Origin of the sequence: Paenibacillus sp. OK076 (genome assembly GCF_900110055.1) — a bacterium.
In the GTDB taxonomy this organism is placed as follows: Bacteria; Bacillota; Bacilli; order Paenibacillales; family Paenibacillaceae; genus Paenibacillus.
On the sequence record NZ_FOCH01000001.1, the window covers coordinates 1023825 to 1042469 of the forward strand.

Genomic DNA, 18645 nt, shown 5'->3' on the forward strand with positions numbered 1-18645 from the left:
GCATCGATTGTATTTTTTGCCATAGGCGTCATTTATGTGTTGAACACATGATTATCTGAAAGAGAAAGGTTGATTCAATATGGAACCAACAGTATGTCCATGGTGCCACACCGAGATTGTATGGGATGAGGAGTTAGGTCCTGAAGAAGAATGCCCTTACTGCCACAATGAATTAAAGGGATATCGTACACTAAACATCAATATCGGTGATGAAGAGAACGATGAAGCCGAGGAAGACATCTATGATCTGGATGATGTCGAGGACGATGAACAAACTTCGGATCTCGCCAACCTGTGGGGAGACGAAGTAGAGCTGAAATTGCCGGAGCTTCGTACATTGACGAAGTATGCGGATGAGGGCAATGATCTGATTCAATACGAAGAAGGCGTGGAGAAGCAGCTTGATTTGCAAGAAGAGGTGCCGGAATGCCCGCACTGTCGTGAATTCATGATCCTCACGGGTACACAGAAGGCTACCAAGGATACGTTTAATCCTGTTGCCAATGCTGTCTTAGGTACGGACTCGTTGCTGGATGCGCCGTTCTCTGTACAAATGTATGTATGCTCAGGCTGCTTCCAGGTTCAATATAATTTGTCAGAAGATGATCGTCTGCGTCTGATCCAGAATTTGAGTGCACGGAAATAAGGGATTAAAACGTTACTGAAAATATAATATTCGGGGAAATTCATCATGTTTTCCTTCTGCTTGGGGTACGTTAACCCTGATACCTTGCCTGTGAAGTACTGACTTCAGGTGGAATGAGGAGGGAGCAGATGAAGATTTCACTGGGCCGACAATCCATTCTGCTACTAGGCGTGAATGGATTGTTTGTGTTAGCCGGAGCTTTGTCGGGAACGTTTCTGAATGTGTATCTATGGAAAAGCCGTCCGGACTACGCCATGCTGGGATGGTTTACGATCAGCCAGCAAATTGCACTTGGGCTCACGTTTTGGCTTGCGGGAAAGTGGGTCAAGGAACATAACAAAATGAGTGCGTTGCGATTGGGAACGGCCTTGTCAGGTATTTTTTACATGCTTGTGTTATGGGCGGGACCCAAGGCGGTTGACTGGATATGGCCTCTGGGAATTTTGTTTGGATGCGCACTTGGATTGTTCTGGATTGCGTTTAATGTGGTTTATTTTGAAGTGACTGACCGGGAGAATCGGGACCTGTTCAATGGCTGGGTGGGTCTACTGGGTTCCATGACAGGCATCATCGGCCCGTGGTTCTCAGGTCTTATTATTTCACGAATGATTGATAATTCGGGTTATCGCCTTATTTTTACGGTGTCATTGGTCATATATGTGATTGCCGTTGTGTTCAGTTTTTTTCTGAAAAAAAGGGAAGTCAGCGGAACATACCGCTGGTCTGAACCGTGGCGACAGTTGTCTGCCAGAGATAGTGCATGGAGGCCACTTGGCATGGGACTGTTTGCGCAAGGCGTGCGGGAAGGCGTATTTGCCTTTCTGATTGCGCTGCTCGTCTATGTGGCAACTAAGCAGGAGTATAAGCTAGGACAGTTCTCGCTAATCACTTCTGCCGTAGCACTGGTGAGTTACTGGGCCGCAGGAAAATGGTTTAAGCCGCAATACAGGTCCAGGGGGATGTTAATCGGCGCGATATTGTTATTCATCGTGTTGATTCCGCTATTATGGAAGGTCAGCTATGGTACGCTTTTGATTATGGGAATTGGATCTGCCTTGTCGATGCCGTTGTATATTTTGCCGATGATTTCGGCAGGATTCGACCTGATGGGAGCGAGCGGCGAAAATGTAGAGAAAAGGGTTGAACTTGTCGTATTAAGGGAGCTTTGTTTGATGGTCGGTCGTTTATTTGGCCTTGCTGTATTTATTGTGACGGTCATGAATGGCCCTTCGTTGCAAACGTTAACCTGGCTTATTGTGGCGCTGGGGGCTTTTCCACTCATTGGCTGGATATTCATGCGCAACATGTTAGTGCATCCGGATCAGCAAGAACCCTCAGCATAGGGAAAAGGGTACAGTTCAGGGATGAATCCTGAGCTGTACCCTTATTTATGTGAGACGTTACTTACACAGGAGATGGTTTACTCGTTCTCGTTAATGAGAAAAGTTCCATATCGCCATTCTCAACTCCTGTAACAGCATCGGCCAAAATAGAAGCAGCGAACATGCTGTACACCGTCCCGTTACCGCCATAACCCTCGAGAAAATAAGAATGCGGGTATTCAGGATGTGGGCCGATAAACGGAAGTCCGTCATGTGTATTGCCAAACACGGCACCCCAGGCATAATCCACTTCAAGACCTTCTAGTGGGAAATAAGAGCGGACTTCTTCCAGGAGTGTATCTCCCCGGTGTCTTGCCCGAATTTCACGCTGATCTTCCCTAGGTGTCTCTTCATCCAGACCGCCAGCAATGATCCGTCCATCTGGTGTAGTTCTCATATACAGGTAAGGGCGTGCTGTCTCCCAGATCAGACTGTGTTCGTACCATTCTTTCAGGTCAGGCAACGGCTTAGTAGCAATAGCATAGGTGGTTTGCAGGTAGGCTCCTTGATCCTTTTTGATGGTCTGCGTCTCATAACCGGCAGCAAAAATAACCTTGCGTGCTCGGATTTTTCCACCTGAAGTATGGCAGAGTACACCATCATCATCGAATTCACAATGAATCATCTCCGTCTGTCCATAGATTCGTGCTCCTCGTTTACTTGCCGATTCAAACAAGGCATGAACAAAGCGATACGGGTTCACTTCAGCATCCCCCAACGTATATAGTGCGGCAGGTTTGCTGAAGGGGAAATGGCTGCTGATTTTGTCGGAATTCCACAGCTCAGCTTCAAAGCCATAATGCTTCAACGTTTGATATTCTTCCTCCAGCATGGCTACATCATCAGTGCTGCTGGCAAAACAGAGACTGGTCCGCTGAATAAACCAGGGATCGGTATCGAGCCTGTCTGCAATTTGTGCGAGCTTCTGCATGGCTTCACGACACAGTTGATAGAAGCGCAAGCCTGTCTTTTCGCCAAAGGTATTGATGCAGGATGTCAATGTTTTGTCGTTTGTGTACTGCAAAAGTCCTGTATTGGCTGAACTGCTGCCATGTGCAATCTTTCTCTTATCAATAACAACCGTTTTAACTCCACGCTCCGAGAGCAATTCGGAAGTCAGTGCACCCCCCATACCACCACCTATAATCAAGCAGTCACAGGAAATGTCGTTTTGTAGCGAGGGGTAGGTGGAATTCGGATTAAAAGTGGAAGGCCAGAACGGTGTACCATAGACCAAATCCATTAGAAACATCTCCTTCGTGATTACGTTTGTATACTTTTGAGTGACCGGGTTAACAATAATTGCGCATAACTTAATGCCGAGGAGGTCAACCAGAACATGCAGAATCAATCCATGCAAGCGCTGAGTCCGAAAGAATTGAATTATATTGCGGATTCAATAACCAATGAAGAATTGCTAATCAAACAGTGTGCGGCCACAGCTTCCATCTCACAACATCCGCAAATTCAGCAGGCACTGAATCACTATGTTCGTTCCCATGAACAGCATCTGAACACACTTGTCAATGTTTTGCAGCAACATCAATCTATTGCTCCAACACAAGCACAGTAATAGAAGCCGAATCTAACCGTATAGGAGGAAACTTTGTGTATTCTCAATCTTTATCATCGAATGGATCTTTTATGCAGGAACAGGATTTGTTGAAGTCGATTCTTGCTGATTTAAGACGAACCGCGCGCGAATATACGACAGCAACAACCGAAGCTTCCTGTCCCGTGACACGCCGGATGTTCACAGACTTGACCAATGATACACTCCGTTTGCAAGGTGAGCTGTTCAATGTGATGCAGCAGAACAACATGTATTCGGTAGGTTCGAAGGCATTGCGACAGGATGTGGACAAGCAGATTCAATCGGCCCACCAGACCCAACAGAAATGTCAACAGTTCATTCAAGAAAAGAATACTCAGACGAGTGCTTACAGCCAAGCGCCTAATGTACCCCAGCATCAACCGAATTACGGTAACCCTTATTACATGTAACCTTTGTAATAATGGTTTGAAGCAGGTACTGTACTGTTGCAGACCATACCACCGCTTGCCCGAATTCAGGGCGGGCGGTTTTTGTCTTTGCATGATCGTTGAATTCATGTAATATAAGTATTAATTCATTTTCAGGAACCTGGATGACGCTGGAGGGAAAGACATGAAGGATCTGAACGATCTGCAATTAAAAGTTCTGGATTTGTTGAAGGAAGACGCGAGAAGGACTCCCGCACTGCTGTCGACGCTGCTGGGGGAGTCGGAAGATAAGATCAAGAACGCCGTGACACAGCTTGAACAGGACCATGTGATTGTGAAATACGCAACCGTTGTGAACTGGAGCAAGATTGATGATGAGAAAGTAACAGCCTTGATTGAAGTACAGATTACGCCTGAGCGTGGTCGTGGCTTCGAAGGGATCGCCGAACGCATTTATCTGTATCCGCAAGTGAAATCAGTATATCTCATGTCAGGTGCATATGATCTGCTCGTAGAAGTGGAAGGTGGCAACCTGCGCGAAGTCGCTAATTTTGTTTCGGAGAAATTGTCTCCGATTGACTCTGTACTTTCAACCAAAACGAATTTTATTCTTAAAAAATATAAACAGGACGGGATTATTTTTGAAGACCATCAGGAAGACAACCGTCTCATGATCTCGCCGTAAAGGAAGATGCGTCATGATAGTGAATGAACAGACAACAGGAAACAACAAGAAAATGACATCGTATTTGGCACCTTTGGTTCAACAGATTCCGCCTTCCGGCATACGGAAATTTTTTGATCTGGTTGGCGATAACAAGGATATTATCACACTGGGTGTAGGTGAACCGGACTTTGTAACACCATGGCATATGCGTGAAGCTTGTGTATATTCACTGGAAAGAGGCATGACCAGTTACACTTCCAATGCGGGTATGCCGAAGCTGAGGGAAGCCATTAGCGAGTATCTGGATACTCAATTTGATACCAAGTATGATCCAAAGGACGAAATTATCGTTACCGTTGGTGGCAGTGAAGCCATAGATCTGGCATTGCGTGCATTGATCGTACCTGGAGACGAAATTCTAATTCCAGAACCTTCGTATGTGGCCTATTCTCCAATCGCTTCGATTGGCGGAGGCATTCCGGTTGGTGTAGAAACGTATGCGAAGGATCAGTTCAAGCTGACTGCCGAGGCGCTGGAAGCGGGAATTACGCCTAAGTCCAAGGTTCTTATCCTCTGTTATCCGAGCAATCCGACAGGTGCCATCATGACCTATGAAGAATGGCTGCCTATTGCTGAAGTGATCAAAAAGCATGATCTGATCGTCATTGCGGATGAGATTTATGCTGAGCTGACGTATACGCAAAAACATGTTAGTTTCGCTTCGATTCCGGATATGAAGGAACGTACCATTTTGGTTAGTGGGTTTTCCAAGGCTTTTGCGATGACCGGCTGGCGAATTGGGTATATGTGCGGACATCCTGAACTGATTGCAGCCATGCTCAAAATTCATCAGTACACGGTGATGTGTGCACCTGCCATGGGACAGGTGGCCGCGCTTGAGGCATTGACAAACGGTTTGGGTGAGAAGGATAGAATGGTTGAATCCTATAATCAGCGCAGACGCCTTATCGTGCAGGGTTTTAGAGATATTGGACTGGACTGCCATGAACCCCAGGGAGCATTTTATGCGTTTCCTAGTATCCAGAAGACAGGGCTGAGTTCCGATCTTTTTGCTGAGCGTCTGCTAACGGAAAATAAAGTAGCGGCTGTTCCAGGTAATGTATTTGGGCCGCAAGGTGAAGGATTTCTTCGCTGCTCCTATGCAACATCTGTGACCCAATTGAATGAAGCATTGGAACGAATCGGAAACTTTGTTTACAAACTGCAAAAAGAGGGTTAATAGGGATTATAAGCTTCTGATCGACATAAACTTTCTTCAAACTAGAAAAAAATAACTTTCTTTTACAAAATATTGTGATATAATTTCAATTTGAAATATGTTTTTCTTGTATTTGGAAACTAATTTTTCCAAGGAGGGGTTGGCTTTGTTTTGTGTTGAATATGATTTACCGACTAATCGTGGGCATTATTTGGCAGAAGGCGATCATGGCGACCGATGGTCGGTGAAACCGGATCACGCATCTTTGCATAACGTTTCCTTGGAAGATGAGATCCATATGCTACGCCGCAAGATGGAACAGATATTCCTTGAAGAGAAATCATTCACATCCGATATTGTAATTGAAATTAGCAGTTTGCTAGATTTGAAGATTAATGAATACATGAAGGCTAATCCGATTAAAGGAAAGTAATTTTTCGTTGTATCGAAACGTTACGCATATTGCGAATCGAAGAAGACCCTGATGGGGTCTTTTTTTTTTGCTTATGAACAGTTTGCTTCGGATAGGCAGGGTTATTTTTTTGCGTGGAACAATTGTGATATATTGTACATAGGAGACTAAAGGGGGAACTGGAATGAAGAGATTTTGGGGGCTTACCGCAATCATTTCTATGATTTTTCTGCTTGCTGGCTGTGGCGGTAAGGACGGTTTTACGATTTTTATCATTGATAACCAAGGAAATCCATCCGTGATCTCGGAGCAGTTGCAAGCTAATTTGCAGCAGAAGCTGGGCGAGGAGCCCAAGGTGGAGGTTATCACCAGTGCAATGTATGATGTTCAGAAAATTATGGTAGAGTATGCGGCTGGTGGTCATGATATTTTCATTTTGCCTGAAGCTGATATGAAGCAGTACGGAAGTAACGGCTCCAATATTCCGCTGGATGATACATTTGATTCGGAGAAGTATAAGCGCGGTGTATTTGAAGGCGGTGTCTTGGTTGAGAAGGGTGAAGGAGATGACGGTTCAGATATCAAGACAGAATCACATCTTTATGGCATACCGCTGGAAGATATGCAAATGTTCAAAGATGTAGATTATGCTGCGCAAAATCTGTTTGCTACCATTCCGGTGTCGGCGTCCAATGTCGAAGAATCCAAGAAAGTGCTGAAGGCGCTGACAGAGTAAATGCAATCTAGTATGGCTACTGAAGGAGGGGAGCGGATTGCTAATTACGGTCACAGGCGGCATAGGCAGTGGTAAAACCCGATTTGCGCTTGCATACGCAGCCCGGATTAGCCGGGAGGGCATCTATTTATCCACTGGTGATCATGATCCCGTGATTCCCGAATTGCCATCCGCTCATTATCGTGCTATCCAGGCTGGGAACGGCCCGCACCTGACGGAGGTGCTTCACCAGATTAATCGGGAATCCAATCTCTTCCTGGCTGATCAGCGAATTGTCATTGTGGATAGTCTGACGGCCTGGATGGCTGCCGGGTTCCGGGCAAGTGATGATCTGGATCAGCAGCGTTCAGAGACACAGCTGTTGCTGGACGCCCTTCTGTCTTACCAGGGAAAGCTGCTCGTGATTACCAATGAAATGCATGGCTCTTTGTATCCTTCAGAGGAAGAACGCATTTTTGCGGCAAGAATGGCGTCGGTTAACCGGGCGCTGCAGGCGCATTCCGAACAGATGTATCTGTTGATATCTGGCCTGGCTGTTGATCTCAAAGATCGAGGGCTGCGATATGAAGATTAGCATTTCATAATGTTAAACGATGAACGAGCCTAAAGAAGCCTCCGTCACCACAAATAGTGATGCGGAGGCTTTATTTTATGACAAAAGCTATGCGTGTAAATTTCTTTATTTCCGAGTTTTATTTCGTCTGATCCACCAGATGATACAGCCCACAACAATAATCGCCAGAAGCACATATACGACCAGGGAGTACACGTCCATAAAGTGCAGGATACTCTCCCATGACGCCCCTAGAGCCGCACCAACCGAGACGAGAATAATATTCCAGGCCAATGTTCCAATGGTTGTGAAGAGGACAAATAAACCAAATTTCATATTGGACATGCCGGCAGGGATCGAGATGAGGCTGCGAACAAGGGGAACCATGCGACAGAATAATATGGTCCACATTCCATATTTGTCAAACCATGCATCGACACGGTGGATATCTTCTTTTTTGATCCGCAGAATATGACCCCAACGTTCTACAATCTTCTCCAGCCGATTGACATCAATCAGCAGTCCGATCCCATAGAGAATGACAGCCCCAAGCACAGAACCAATGGTAGCCGCAATAATAACACCGGGAAGGGTCAGGCTGGTGTAAGTGGTCATGAAGCCGCCAAAAGGTAATATGATTTCGGAGGGGATGGGGGGGAATACGTTTTCTAGAGCAATAATGAGTGCAATGCCTATGTAGCCGTATTGTTCCATGAAATCGGTTATCCAGTTTTGCATAATCGTCTCCTCTACTTTTGGTTTGCAAGGATTTGGCGTATACTCGGCAGAGTACACCAATTCATATATACGTGTGAAGGATCTCACTGGTTTCTGAAAATAATAGCATTCCCGTATTCATAGCAGGTCAAGTATACTGATTAAGTTAAACTCTAAAAGGGTCATGCATTTATATTTAACCCCAGCGTTCTACCATGCGAATGATATTAACAATAGGAGGGATTACAATGGGCATATATACACGAACAGGTGACGAGGGGCAGACCTCCGTCATTGGTGGACGGGTCATCAAGGATGATGACCGGGTTGAAGCTTATGGGACAATTGATGAGCTGAATTGTTTTGTTGGGCAGGCCATCAGTTTTATTGATCAAGCAAATGGGGAATTTGAGGATTTGCGTGAACATTTGCTCGAAATTCAGCAAGAATTGTTTGATTGCGGGTCCGATCTCGCCTTTGTAAAAATTAGCGAATCCAAATATAAAGTACGGGATGAGATGGTCGCCCGGCTTGAGCAGTGGATTGATCAGTATGATGCGGAGAATCCGAAAGTGGAACGGTTTATTTTGCCTGGGGGCAGTCTGCTCTCTTCCACATTGCATGTCTGCCGCACCGTATGTCGCCGTGCTGAGCGCCGCGCCGTAACCCTCGGACAACATACGGATATCAACCCTTCTGTGCGACGATATTTGAACCGTCTGTCTGATTATTTCTTCGTTGTTGCACGGACTGCCAATGCGAGACAACAGGTAGCTGACATTGAGTATGTGCGGAGCAAAAAAGTATTCCGCCGCAAAGACAAAGAATGAGCGATTATTATTCACCACTTACTTACACGGTTCCCGAACATGAAGATGGCTGGCTGCTGAAGACCGTGCTTCAGCGGCGCCTGCAGGTTTCGCGCAAGCTCCTGTCGAGAATCAAACTTACAGAGCAGGGAATTATGCTGAATGGCGAGCGGGTATATATCAGCGTCAAAGTTAGCGCAGGTGACGTTCTGGAAGTCCGGATGGAGCAAGAAGAGTCGGATGATATTTTACCTGAGCCGATTCCCTTTACGATACTGTATGAAGACGAGCACTTGCTTATCGTGAACAAGGATTCAGGTGTCATCGTACATCCAACACATGGGCATTACACAGGTACATTGGCAAACGGGGTTGTCCATTATTGGAAGTCCAAAGGAGAGCGTTTCCGCTTCAGACCGATTCATCGACTGGATCAGGAAACATCAGGAGTACTGGCAATCGCGAAAAATCCATATGTGCACCAGCATGTCTCTGAACAAATGATCGCAGGAACGGTGGATAAACAATATATTGCCTTTGTACACGGTAGTCCTGCCCAAGAAGAGGGAGCCATTGATGGCCCGATTGATCGTGATCCCGAAGTACCGCATCGTCGAATCGTTACACCTGACGGGTATGCGGCAAGAACGTTATACACGACAGTCGCAAGGTGGGCGGGTGGAAGTGCCAGTGCAGTGAACCTGAAGCTGGAGAGTGGCAGAACCCATCAAATAAGGGTACATATGACATCGATCGGCTGCCCGTTAATTGGGGATCGGATGTACAAGACCCTTCCTGTGCATGAGATCGATGGGCAGACCATGGCTGTTCGGGAGGAACAAGATACTTGGATTGCTCGTCAGGCATTGCACGCATGTGAGCTGGCGTTTGACCATCCCATTTTGCAAAGTCGAATGACGTTCCAAGCCCCGTTGCCCGCTGATATGGCTGCCCTGGAGGCACGTTTGGATGCTGAGGCATCTCCAAGGGAGACGCTCTAGGAAGCTGTCAAACGCAATGTTATTTGCGCTGTGTGCAGACTTCAGTGCATTGTGTCCTGCTGTATGTTCAACGACTAGTCAATTAAATGCGTGTGAGGCATGCAAACTGCATCCGAACAAAATGCCACAGGCTAATTTTAAAAATTTTTAGGTTGTAGGATTTTATGTTTTAAAGTTTTTGACCCTAAAGCCGAATGGACATTTTTCTCATTCGAGAAGAGGTTTAAAATTACAGTGCGATGGTATCGGTTTGGAGCGACTTTTGGATTTGCGAAGCAAACCAAGGGAAGCGAGAAATCGAAACCGGAGCACACATAGGAGGACAAGTCACGATGAGTAATCTAAAAGTATTTCAGTACGCCAAATGTGGCACGTGCCGTAAAGCCGTAAAATGGCTGGAAGCTCAGGGGCATGAACTGGAATTAGTTCCTATTTTCGACACACCCCCATCCGAAGCAGAATTAACGGAGTTGATTCAGAAGAGCGGACTTGAAGTGAAGAAGTTTTTCAATACGAGCGGAGAAGTATACAAGGAGCAGCAATTGAAAGACAAGCTGCCAGGGCTTTCCACTGAAGAGCAGATTCGTTTGCTGGCTTCCAATGGTCGTCTGATTAAACGTCCAATCGTTACGGATGGTCACAAAGTAACCGTCGGATTCAAGGAAGATACGTATGAGCAGGAATGGAACAACGCGTAATTTTTAGATGAATGATTTCATTGATTGTTAAATGAACCAAGGTGAAAAAAGCTCTGAATGTTCAAATTTCAGGGCTTTTTTGGCTGGTCGATCCTTGGCGGAACTATGCTATAATGATAGAATTAGTTCGATATTTTATTTGCTAGATACAGGACAGGAGAGAACAAATTCAAGTGAATCAACGTAATGAACCTACTTTGTTGCTGGTAGATGGTATGGCGGTGTTGTTCCGTGCATTTTATGCAACATCTGCAAGCGGATATATCAGACGTACAAAGGCAGGCGTGCCAACCAACGCAGTATACGGTTTTATCCGTTATTTCTGGGATGCGGTTCAAACCTTTGGGCCAAGTCATGTCGTATGCTGTTGGGATATGGGGGGCAAGACGTTTCGCGGTGAAGAGTATGCAGCGTACAAGGGAAACCGTCCGGAAGCTCCGGATGATCTGATTCCTCAGTTTGCTCTGATTCGTGAAGTGATGGATAGTTTGAACATTCCGAATATTGGTGCTCAAGGATATGAAGCTGATGATTGTATCGGTACACTTGCCAAGTATTACACCGAGCAGACGGATATGAACGTGATGGTACTGACGGGTGACCACGATATGCTGCAACTGATTGATGACCGCACAAGTATTATTATTATGAAAAAAGGTCATGGCAATTACATGGTGTATACGCCTGAATCCCTAATGACGGAGAAACAACTGACACCTCGTCAAGTGATAGACATGAAAGGTCTGATGGGCGATGCCAGTGACAATTATCCTGGGGTACGGGGCATTGGGGAGAAGACAGCTTTGAAGCTTGTACAGGAGTTTGGCTCCATTGAAGGTATTTTGGACAATATGGACAAACTTACCCCTTCGGTACGTAACAAGATTGAGAATGATCTCGACATGCTGCATCTGTCCCGCAAACTGGCAGAGATTCACTGTGCTGTTCCGGTAGCTTGTGCACTGGATGTATGTGAATTGCGTCTTGATCCGGATATGGTGATGGACAAGTTTGAACAACTTGAGATGAAGAGCCTGGGCTCTTGGATGGGAGTGGCAATAGGGTGAGTAGCATGCAGACAAAACGGACGGGCAAAAAGTGGTGGACAGGGGCTATGGCCCTCGTCCTTGCTTTGCCTGTAATCCTTTCAGGAGCGGTGAGTGCTCCACAGACAGCAGATGCCAAAGCGGCAATCAGCACCAAGGTACAGAAAGTAAAAGCAGCAGGACGCAGTTTTACCGTGCAGACGGTTAGTATTCCCAAGGGTACACCAGTTACCGTAGGATTGGCGAAGAAGCAGGTCGGTCAGACCGCAACATTACCTTCGATTGTCAAAGCTTATGGCGCGCAAGCGGCCATTAACGGAGCGTTTTTTGAAGCTTATAACGGAGCTCCAGATCCATACGGCATGTTAATAGCAAACGGCAAGGTTATACATATTGGAAGATACGGAACTACGATCGGGTTTAAGGAAGATGGCTCTGCCATCATGGATTCGCTTCAAGTGAGCCTGACGGGTAAAGTAACAGATACAGAAGGAAAATCACGCAGTTGGTATGCGACCTTTATTAACCGAACACCTTCCGCGAATGCGAGTATTACGATGTTATACACGCCAGAGCGGGGTTCCACAGTCGGGTTCAAAGGAGGTACGGCGGTTGTGATGGAGAAAGGGATTGTCACCAAGAAAGTACCGAATACCAATGTAGCCATTCCGAAGAATGGCTCGGTGCTGGTCTTCACGGGGAATCAGAAAGCTTCTTCGGACCGCTTCACCGTTGGATCAACTGTAGAGATGGATTATAAATACACCAATGCAGCAGGCAAGGAGATCCCTTGGGAAGATGTAGTCACCGCTGTGGGCGCAGGTCCACGTCTGGTGAAAGACGGCAAAGTTGCCGTCAATCCAGCGAGTGAGGGCTTCAAGGATAGCAAAATTCTCAATGCCTCCGGCGCAAGAAGCGGTATTGCCATTATGGCTGATGGTTCGGTTATGCTGGCTACCGTGCCAGGTGCGACGATTAAGGAATGGGCTGCTGTCATGCAGAAGCTTGGTGCCAAGCAGGCAATGAACCTGGATGGTGGTGCATCTTCTGGTATGTATGCTGGCGGCAAAATGCTTACTTCCCCCGGCCGCTTGTTAAGTAATACACTTGTTTTTGGTGGCTCTGTTCGTTAAAAGAAAGCTAATATGGGAGGTAAGATCAGATGACACTCACACATAACCGGAAGCCAGATGAAAACAAAACGGCGGTATTAGCTGTAAACGTAGGGCAGCCTCAGGCCTTGCCTGCCCAGAAGCGCGAAGTGATGAGCGGCATTGTGAAACATCCCATATCCAGCCCGGTTTTCCTGTCATTCACCGGAATGACAGGGGATGCCCAGGCGGATCTTGAGCATCATGGTGGGCCTGACAAGGCGGTTTGTGTATACGATTACAGTCGTTATCCGGCGCTAGAACAACTGATGGATCGCAAGCTGGACTGGGGAGCTTGTGGAGAAAATCTGACAGTTGAAGGCTGTATGGAGGAAGAAGTCCGGATTGGTGATGTATATGAATTGGGGGAAGCCACGGTACAGGTCAGTCAGCCAAGACAGCCTTGCTTCAAGCTTGGTGCACGGTATGATTACAAAGAGCTGCCTGTTTATTTTCAGGATAGCGGGCATACCGGATTTTATTTTCGAGTATTGCAAGAGGGCGAGGTAACTTCTTCTGCAATATTCAGACGAGTAAGCACGGACCCTGCATCAATGACCATTCTGGAAGCTAATCGAATTATGCATCAGGGGAAGCAGGATGTCACTGGTATGCGTGCTTTGCTGGCCATTCCAACACTAGCCGACAGCTGGAAGCAGACCTTATTAAAGCGATTGGCGAAGCTCGGAACTGCTGAACAGGATTAATCATGCTGTCGTTCCGTCGTTCAGAGAACAGATTCGAAAATCCATTTTAATTTTAAACGACTTGGGAGCGTGACTAACATGACGATTTTAGGCGCAATTGAAGCTGGAGGAACCAAATTTGTATGTGGTATCGGTACGGAAGAAGGAGAAGTTCTTGAACGCGTAAGCTTTCCAACGACGACACCGGAAGAGACGATGGCTCAAGTAATCGCTTTTTTTGAAGGTAAAGGCATTGAAGCTTTGGGTGTAGGTTCATTTGGTCCGATTGATCCGATTGAAGGAAGCCCGACTTATGGTTACATCACAACAACACCAAAACCGTATTGGGGTCAGTACAACCTGATTGGTAAGCTCAAGGAGCACTTTGATGTACCGATGACGTTTGACACGGATGTAAACGGTGCTGCGCTTGGGGAAGCAACCTGGGGGGCTGCACAAGGTCTGGATAGCTGTCTGTATATTACTGTCGGAACGGGTATTGGTGCAGGCGCAGTTGTAGGTGGCAAAATGGTCCATGGATTGTCACATCCAGAGATGGGACACATCATTGTACGCAGGCATCCCGAAGATACGTATGAAGGGTTCTGTCCTTATCATGGAGACTGCCTGGAAGGACTTGCTGCAGGTCCTGCCATCAATAAACGTTGGGAGCAGCCTGCTTACGAACTGCCAGCCGATCATAAGGCCTGGGAGATTGAAGCACATTATCTGGCGCATGCCTTGATGAACTATGTGTTGATTCTCACTCCGCAGAAAATTGTAATGGGCGGCGGTGTGATGAAGCAGGAGCATCTGTTCCCGATGGTTCGCAGCAAGCTGCAAGAATTGCTCGCTGGATACGTTCAGCATCCTGCACTTCAGTCCGATATTGACCAGTATGTCGTTTCTCCGGGACTTGGTGATAATGCGGGACTGTGTGGTTCGCTTGCCCTGGCGAAACTGGCTTTGAACATGTAAATAGCTTTATAAACAAGTGGTTGACGAATTTTTCCATTGTGGTAATATATGAGCAACAGCATAGCACGGTTAATGAGGAAGCACCTCTCTTGCATGGATTTTGCAGGAGAGGTGTTTTTTTGTGTTGCTTAATTTAGCACAATACAGACTGTGTAGAGCTGAACTATTGAAGGAGGGACAAGATATGGAAGTCATTTTCATGAACAGATTATCCAGAATGTCAGATCAGAATGAAGAGCATGCCCAGCTGTGGATCGGTGAAGAAGAAGGGGGGTGGCATCTGGGATGGAGCCAATATGAGGAAGGAGATCGTACGGATGCCATCTGGTATGCTGGCAGTTCGTGGGACGAGCTGTTACATGTGTATCGTCATCAGTTAGCCATTCAGATGGGCGAAGGATATCGTCCCTTGCTGCAGGGCTTGTTTCACGAAAATGATGATTTGAAGTCGCGCAATTATGGCGGTCAGCGTCTACATTGTTACAGTGAATTATATGGCAACGAGGGGCTTTATATGGATCTTTGCATATGGCGCAGGAAGAGAGCGGCGTCGGACCGGAAGGCCCCCTATTTTATTGCAACGAACCGGTTGTTACGCATGATCAGCGCATTTGTTCCACAAACCATCGATGAATTGATGCAATTGCCTGGCGTAGGAGAGAGCAAGGCTTCCGAGTACGGTGCTGAATGGCTGGAGCTTACGAATGGAATGGAACGTTCCACATCTTTTCCGCTAGATTGGGTGTACACGGCTCTGAGGGAACAAGAATATGAGAGCTGGCTGTACAAACAGAGAGAGCAGAAATACAAGCAGGAGCTGGACAGATTCACCACACGGAAGCAGGTACTTGAAGGTATGAAGGAAGGATATACGTTGGAGGAGATCGTGAATCGTTCCGGATTGTCCCGGCGGGAGCTAATTGAACTGTTGGAGACACTGGATTTGGAGGGGTATGACACAGATTGTCTGCTCGATGCGGAGCTTGCTGTCATGCCCGAAGAGGAGCAAGAGGCAGTATGGAGTGCCTACGAGGAGCTGGGGGATACGTTTCTGAAGCCCGTGTTACATAAGGTGTATGGAGAAGAAAAGCCTGGCGGGAGCAACCTGGAGCAGGTCTACGAAAGACTGCGCATGATTCGCATCCGGTTTCGCCGTCACACGGAGACGGAACAGAATGCAGGCTAGAATTAAGATAGATCAGCAGAAGGATTTTTCTAAAATAGAATAAATTTAAAAAAAGACGAAGCGTTTCTCCAGATGTGGAGCGCTTCGTCTTTTGCTATTTCAAACCCAATCTTTTTTGCGGAAAATAAAGAACATGCTCAGGCCCAGTGTAACCATCAGGCCAATGACCACAAAATAACCATACTTCCAGTTCAGCTCAGGCATGTTCGTGAAGTTCATCCCATAGATACCAGTGATCACGGTCAGCGGCATGAACACCGTGGTAATGGCGGTGAACACACGCATGATCTCATTCGCCCTATTGGCGATACTGGATTGGTAAGCTTCTCGCAAGTTCCCCATCAAGTCGCGATAAGTCTCAAAGGTTTCAGATATTTTCACAGCATTCTCATAAATGTCACTGAAATACTTCTGCAGTTGATCATCAATAAGACGCAGATCTTTTTTATTGAGTGTGTTAATGACCTCTTTCTGAGGCCCCAGCACTTTCTTCAGCCATAAAATCTCACTGCGCAACCCGATAATCTCATTCAGGTGAGACTTTTTGGTATGCATCAGAATGTCTTCTTCCAGCTTCTCGATGCGGGCTTCAATTCGGTCACCGACGGTAAAATAATTATCAACAATCAAGTCAACCAGCAGGTAGAGCAGCTTATCCGGTGTACTGATTTCCTGTTCCCACAGAATTGGTTTCAATGTCCGCAATTCGCTGACTTTCTGTTTGGTCACACTGATAATAAAGTGTCTGCCAAGGAACAGGTTGACGGCACGTAAGAAAATCTCTTCATCATCGAAACGAATGCTGTTAATAACAATAAAATAATGGCTCTCATAAATTTCAATCTTCGGACGTTGTTCTTCGTCACTCAAACAGTCTTCCACGGCCAGATCATGCATCATGAAAAGGGGTTGAAGTACCGCCAAATCGTCTACGTCCGCATCAATCCAGTAAAATCCTTCCGCTGGTGGAGTCAGCGCCTGCTGAATGTCGTCCACCGGAATAAATACACCGTTGTTTACCAACCGGATTTTCATTATTCATCTACTCCTTCTGCACCCGCCAAATGGGCGGATTTCATCAATATGGGCGCAAAAAGAACAGATCAGCCGGTCGGCAGCGGAGCCTGGAAGTCAGGACTGCGTTCGCTCTATAATCAAACGGAAGTAACGTCCCGCTGCCGGCATGCTGATATCAATTCTCTATGCAGTTTGTCGGAATTCGGCTGCCAGTCAGGCCTCGGGTCGCCATCCATTGAATATGTCACCTCTCACATAAGGGTTTATAACACTTGTCTAGTATACCGCTGGTACAGGGTCCTTTCAAGCGCAAAAATGTGTCGATTTCGCGCCCTGGAGCAGTGTATGACAACGGATGATGAACGGTTCCGATCCTGAGGAACATGCATAGAACTACACCTTGACGTGAGGGGATTAATGTCTTAAAGTAAAGGGTGAACCACACTAGTTTTTACAATTGAATAAAGCGAAATCTTATCAAGAGTAGGTGGAGGGACTGGCCCGATGAAACCCGGCAACCGGCGGTATACCGCACGGTGCTAATTCTTGCAGCGACCAAGTGTCCGAGTGACACTGTTGTAACTGAGAGATGAGAGAGGCGCATATCTATTTACATATGACCTTTCTCGGAATCCGAGGAAGGTCTTTGTTATATGCACCGACTTCTCAGCAGTGATTTTCGCTAAGGAACTTGAGCCTGCCGACAGCAATGTGGTTGCAATTCAGCGCCTGCAGGCAAGCTCATGGCAGCCTATAACTGTACGGATGCGAAGCGTATCGCATCTGCAGTGGCTGCATCTATTTATGCACAAGGAGGAGTTAGAACCACCATGCCAATCAAAATTCCAGACACACTGCCTGCCAAGGAAGTACTTGCAGGAGAGAACATCTTTGTCATGGACGAGACATCCGCTTATAAGCAGGATATCCGTCCGCTGCGTATCGCTATATTAAACCTGATGCCTACAAAGGAAACGACAGAAACACAATTGCTTCGTCTGGTGGGTAACACACCCATTCAGGTAGATATCGTTCTGGTTCATCCGAAGTCTCATACGTCCAAAAACACATCGCAGGAATATTTGGACTTGTTCTACAAAACCTTTGATGAGATCGAACACCGCCGCTTTGACGGCATGATCATTACAGGCGCTCCTGTAGAGCAAATGGACTTTGAAGACGTGAACTACTGGAAAGAAATCCAGGAGATCTTCGAATGGACCAAAACCAATGTGACTTCGACTATGCATATATGTTGGGCTTCCCAAGCGGGTTTATACCATCATTTCGGAGTTCCCAAAGTTCCGCTGGATGAAAAATGTTTCGGTGTATTCTCACATACGATCAACAGATCCAATGTGCAGCTGCTGCGCGGATTTGATGAAGTATTCAACGTTCCGCATTCCCGCCATACGGAAGTGCGCCGTGAAGATATTGAAAAAAATGATAACCTTGAAATATTGGCTGAGTCTGAGGAAGCAGGAATTTTCCTGGTTGCTACCAAAGACGGCAAACAGATTTTTGCAACCGGACATGCCGAGTATGATCCGCTTTCATTGAAATGGGAATATGACCGGGATGCAGCTAAAGGCATGAACATTGCGCTGCCTAAACATTATTTCCCGAATGACGATCCTTCCCGTGTTCCCCCGGCTACTTGGCGGGCACATGCAAACTTATTATTCTCTAATTGGCTCAATTACTATGTGTATCAAGAGACACCTTACGATATTGGTCCGCAAATCTAATCGACATTAC

21 protein-coding genes and 1 riboswitch are annotated in these 18645 nt (G+C 46.5%); of the genes, 18 read left to right on the top strand and 3 right to left on the bottom strand.

All coding sequences use genetic code 11. The features are described from left to right. The first annotated feature begins 79 nt into the window (after nucleotides 1-79). Together BMY78_RS04755 and BMY78_RS04760 are read left to right on the top strand one after the other, a co-directional pair. A complete protein-coding gene (locus tag BMY78_RS04755; RefSeq protein WP_090895152.1) occupies nucleotides 80-646 on the top strand; it encodes a hypothetical protein in 567 nt (188 codons plus the stop codon). A 128-nt stretch (nucleotides 647-774) separates the two neighbouring features. After that, a complete protein-coding gene (locus BMY78_RS04760; RefSeq protein WP_090895155.1) occupies nucleotides 775-1989 on the top strand; it encodes an MFS transporter in 1215 nt (404 codons plus the stop codon). Nucleotides 1990-2050: 61 nt separating this feature from the next. Here the strand turns inward: BMY78_RS04760 and BMY78_RS04765 are convergent, their stop codons facing one another. After that, nucleotides 2051-3271: an NAD(P)/FAD-dependent oxidoreductase gene (locus BMY78_RS04765; protein WP_090895157.1), complete on the bottom strand. Its 1221-nt coding sequence runs from the start codon at nucleotides 3269-3271 to the stop codon at nucleotides 2051-2053. A 96-nt stretch (nucleotides 3272-3367) separates the two neighbouring features. On the opposite strand from BMY78_RS04765, the gene BMY78_RS04770 reads away from it, so the two are divergent. The 7 genes from BMY78_RS04770 to BMY78_RS04800 all read left to right on the top strand — a co-directional run bounded on the left by BMY78_RS04770 (nucleotide 3368) and on the right by BMY78_RS04800 (nucleotide 7619). Beyond that, nucleotides 3368-3601, top strand: coding sequence for a hypothetical protein (locus BMY78_RS04770; RefSeq protein ID WP_090895159.1), 234 nt, complete (start codon nucleotides 3368-3370; stop codon nucleotides 3599-3601). Between the two features lie 35 nt (nucleotides 3602-3636). Continuing rightward, nucleotides 3637-4032 carry a spore coat protein gene (locus BMY78_RS04775; protein ID WP_090895162.1) on the top strand — a complete coding sequence of 132 codons (396 nt, stop codon included), beginning with the start codon at nucleotides 3637-3639 and terminating at the stop codon, nucleotides 4030-4032. A 163-nt stretch (nucleotides 4033-4195) separates the two neighbouring features. Continuing rightward, the gene (locus tag BMY78_RS04780) at nucleotides 4196-4696 is read left to right on the top strand and encodes an Lrp/AsnC family transcriptional regulator (protein ID WP_090895164.1); all 501 of its coding nucleotides are present in this window, start codon (nucleotides 4196-4198) and stop codon (nucleotides 4694-4696) included. Nucleotides 4697-4709: 13 nt separating this feature from the next. Further along, nucleotides 4710-5918 (top strand): aminotransferase class I/II-fold pyridoxal phosphate-dependent enzyme, encoded by a 1209-nt coding sequence (locus BMY78_RS04785; protein ID WP_090895166.1) that lies wholly within the window; start codon nucleotides 4710-4712, stop codon nucleotides 5916-5918. A 145-nt stretch (nucleotides 5919-6063) separates the two neighbouring features. Beyond that, the gene (locus BMY78_RS04790; protein WP_053780449.1) at nucleotides 6064-6330 is read left to right on the top strand and encodes an aspartyl-phosphate phosphatase Spo0E family protein; all 267 of its coding nucleotides are present in this window, start codon (nucleotides 6064-6066) and stop codon (nucleotides 6328-6330) included. A 163-nt stretch (nucleotides 6331-6493) separates the two neighbouring features. Then, the gene (locus tag BMY78_RS04795; RefSeq protein WP_090895169.1) at nucleotides 6494-7045 is read left to right on the top strand and encodes a type 2 periplasmic-binding domain-containing protein; all 552 of its coding nucleotides are present in this window, start codon (nucleotides 6494-6496) and stop codon (nucleotides 7043-7045) included. Nucleotides 7046-7082: 37 nt separating this feature from the next. Next, nucleotides 7083-7619 (top strand): bifunctional adenosylcobinamide kinase/adenosylcobinamide-phosphate guanylyltransferase, encoded by a 537-nt coding sequence (locus BMY78_RS04800; RefSeq protein WP_177185655.1) that lies wholly within the window; start codon nucleotides 7083-7085, stop codon nucleotides 7617-7619. Nucleotides 7620-7724: 105 nt separating this feature from the next. On the opposite strand, the gene BMY78_RS04805 is transcribed toward BMY78_RS04800, so the two are convergent. Continuing rightward, complete coding sequence (locus BMY78_RS04805) at nucleotides 7725-8336, bottom strand: DedA family protein (protein ID WP_090895174.1); 612 nt, start codon at nucleotides 8334-8336, stop codon at nucleotides 7725-7727. A gap of 227 nt (nucleotides 8337-8563) precedes the next feature. Here BMY78_RS04805 and BMY78_RS04810 point away from each other — a divergent pair, with 227 nt between their 5' ends. From BMY78_RS04810 to BMY78_RS04845, 8 genes are all read left to right on the top strand, one after another. After that, nucleotides 8564-9145, top strand: coding sequence for a cob(I)yrinic acid a,c-diamide adenosyltransferase (locus tag BMY78_RS04810; RefSeq protein WP_090895176.1), 582 nt, complete (start codon nucleotides 8564-8566; stop codon nucleotides 9143-9145). After that, nucleotides 9142-10125, top strand: coding sequence for an RluA family pseudouridine synthase (locus BMY78_RS04815; protein ID WP_090895178.1), 984 nt, complete (start codon nucleotides 9142-9144; stop codon nucleotides 10123-10125). The genes BMY78_RS04810 and BMY78_RS04815 overlap by 4 nt, the downstream gene beginning before the upstream one ends. Before the next feature lie 332 nt (nucleotides 10126-10457). Next, nucleotides 10458-10823, top strand: coding sequence for an arsenate reductase family protein (locus BMY78_RS04820; protein WP_090895181.1), 366 nt, complete (start codon nucleotides 10458-10460; stop codon nucleotides 10821-10823). Nucleotides 10824-10996: 173 nt separating this feature from the next. Further along, entirely contained in the window at nucleotides 10997-11890 is an 894-nt protein-coding gene (locus BMY78_RS04825; RefSeq protein WP_072734037.1) for a 5'-3' exonuclease, read from the top strand. 5 nt (nucleotides 11891-11895) lie between these two features. Further along, complete coding sequence (locus BMY78_RS04830) at nucleotides 11896-13002, top strand: phosphodiester glycosidase family protein (protein ID WP_256221960.1); 1107 nt, start codon at nucleotides 11896-11898, stop codon at nucleotides 13000-13002. A 29-nt stretch (nucleotides 13003-13031) separates the two neighbouring features. Then, nucleotides 13032-13727: an MOSC domain-containing protein gene (locus BMY78_RS04835; RefSeq protein ID WP_090895186.1), complete on the top strand. Its 696-nt coding sequence runs from the start codon at nucleotides 13032-13034 to the stop codon at nucleotides 13725-13727. Nucleotides 13728-13805: 78 nt separating this feature from the next. Beyond that, complete coding sequence (locus BMY78_RS04840) at nucleotides 13806-14684, top strand: ROK family protein (protein ID WP_090895188.1); 879 nt, start codon at nucleotides 13806-13808, stop codon at nucleotides 14682-14684. A gap of 184 nt (nucleotides 14685-14868) precedes the next feature. Further along, nucleotides 14869-15870, top strand: coding sequence for an HRDC domain-containing protein (locus BMY78_RS04845; RefSeq protein ID WP_090895189.1), 1002 nt, complete (start codon nucleotides 14869-14871; stop codon nucleotides 15868-15870). 99 nt (nucleotides 15871-15969) lie between these two features. On the opposite strand, the gene corA is transcribed toward BMY78_RS04845, so the two are convergent. Next, nucleotides 15970-16905 (bottom strand): magnesium/cobalt transporter CorA, encoded by a 936-nt coding sequence (gene corA, locus BMY78_RS04850; RefSeq protein WP_024629019.1) that lies wholly within the window; start codon nucleotides 16903-16905, stop codon nucleotides 15970-15972. A gap of 453 nt (nucleotides 16906-17358) precedes the next feature. Continuing rightward, nucleotides 17359-17483: riboswitch (SAM riboswitch) on the top strand. Between the two features lie 234 nt (nucleotides 17484-17717). On the opposite strand from corA, the gene metA reads away from it, so the two are divergent. Continuing rightward, nucleotides 17718-18635, top strand: coding sequence for a homoserine O-acetyltransferase MetA (gene metA, locus BMY78_RS04855; protein ID WP_090902042.1), 918 nt, complete (start codon nucleotides 17718-17720; stop codon nucleotides 18633-18635). Nucleotides 18636-18645: the final 10 nt, after the last annotated feature.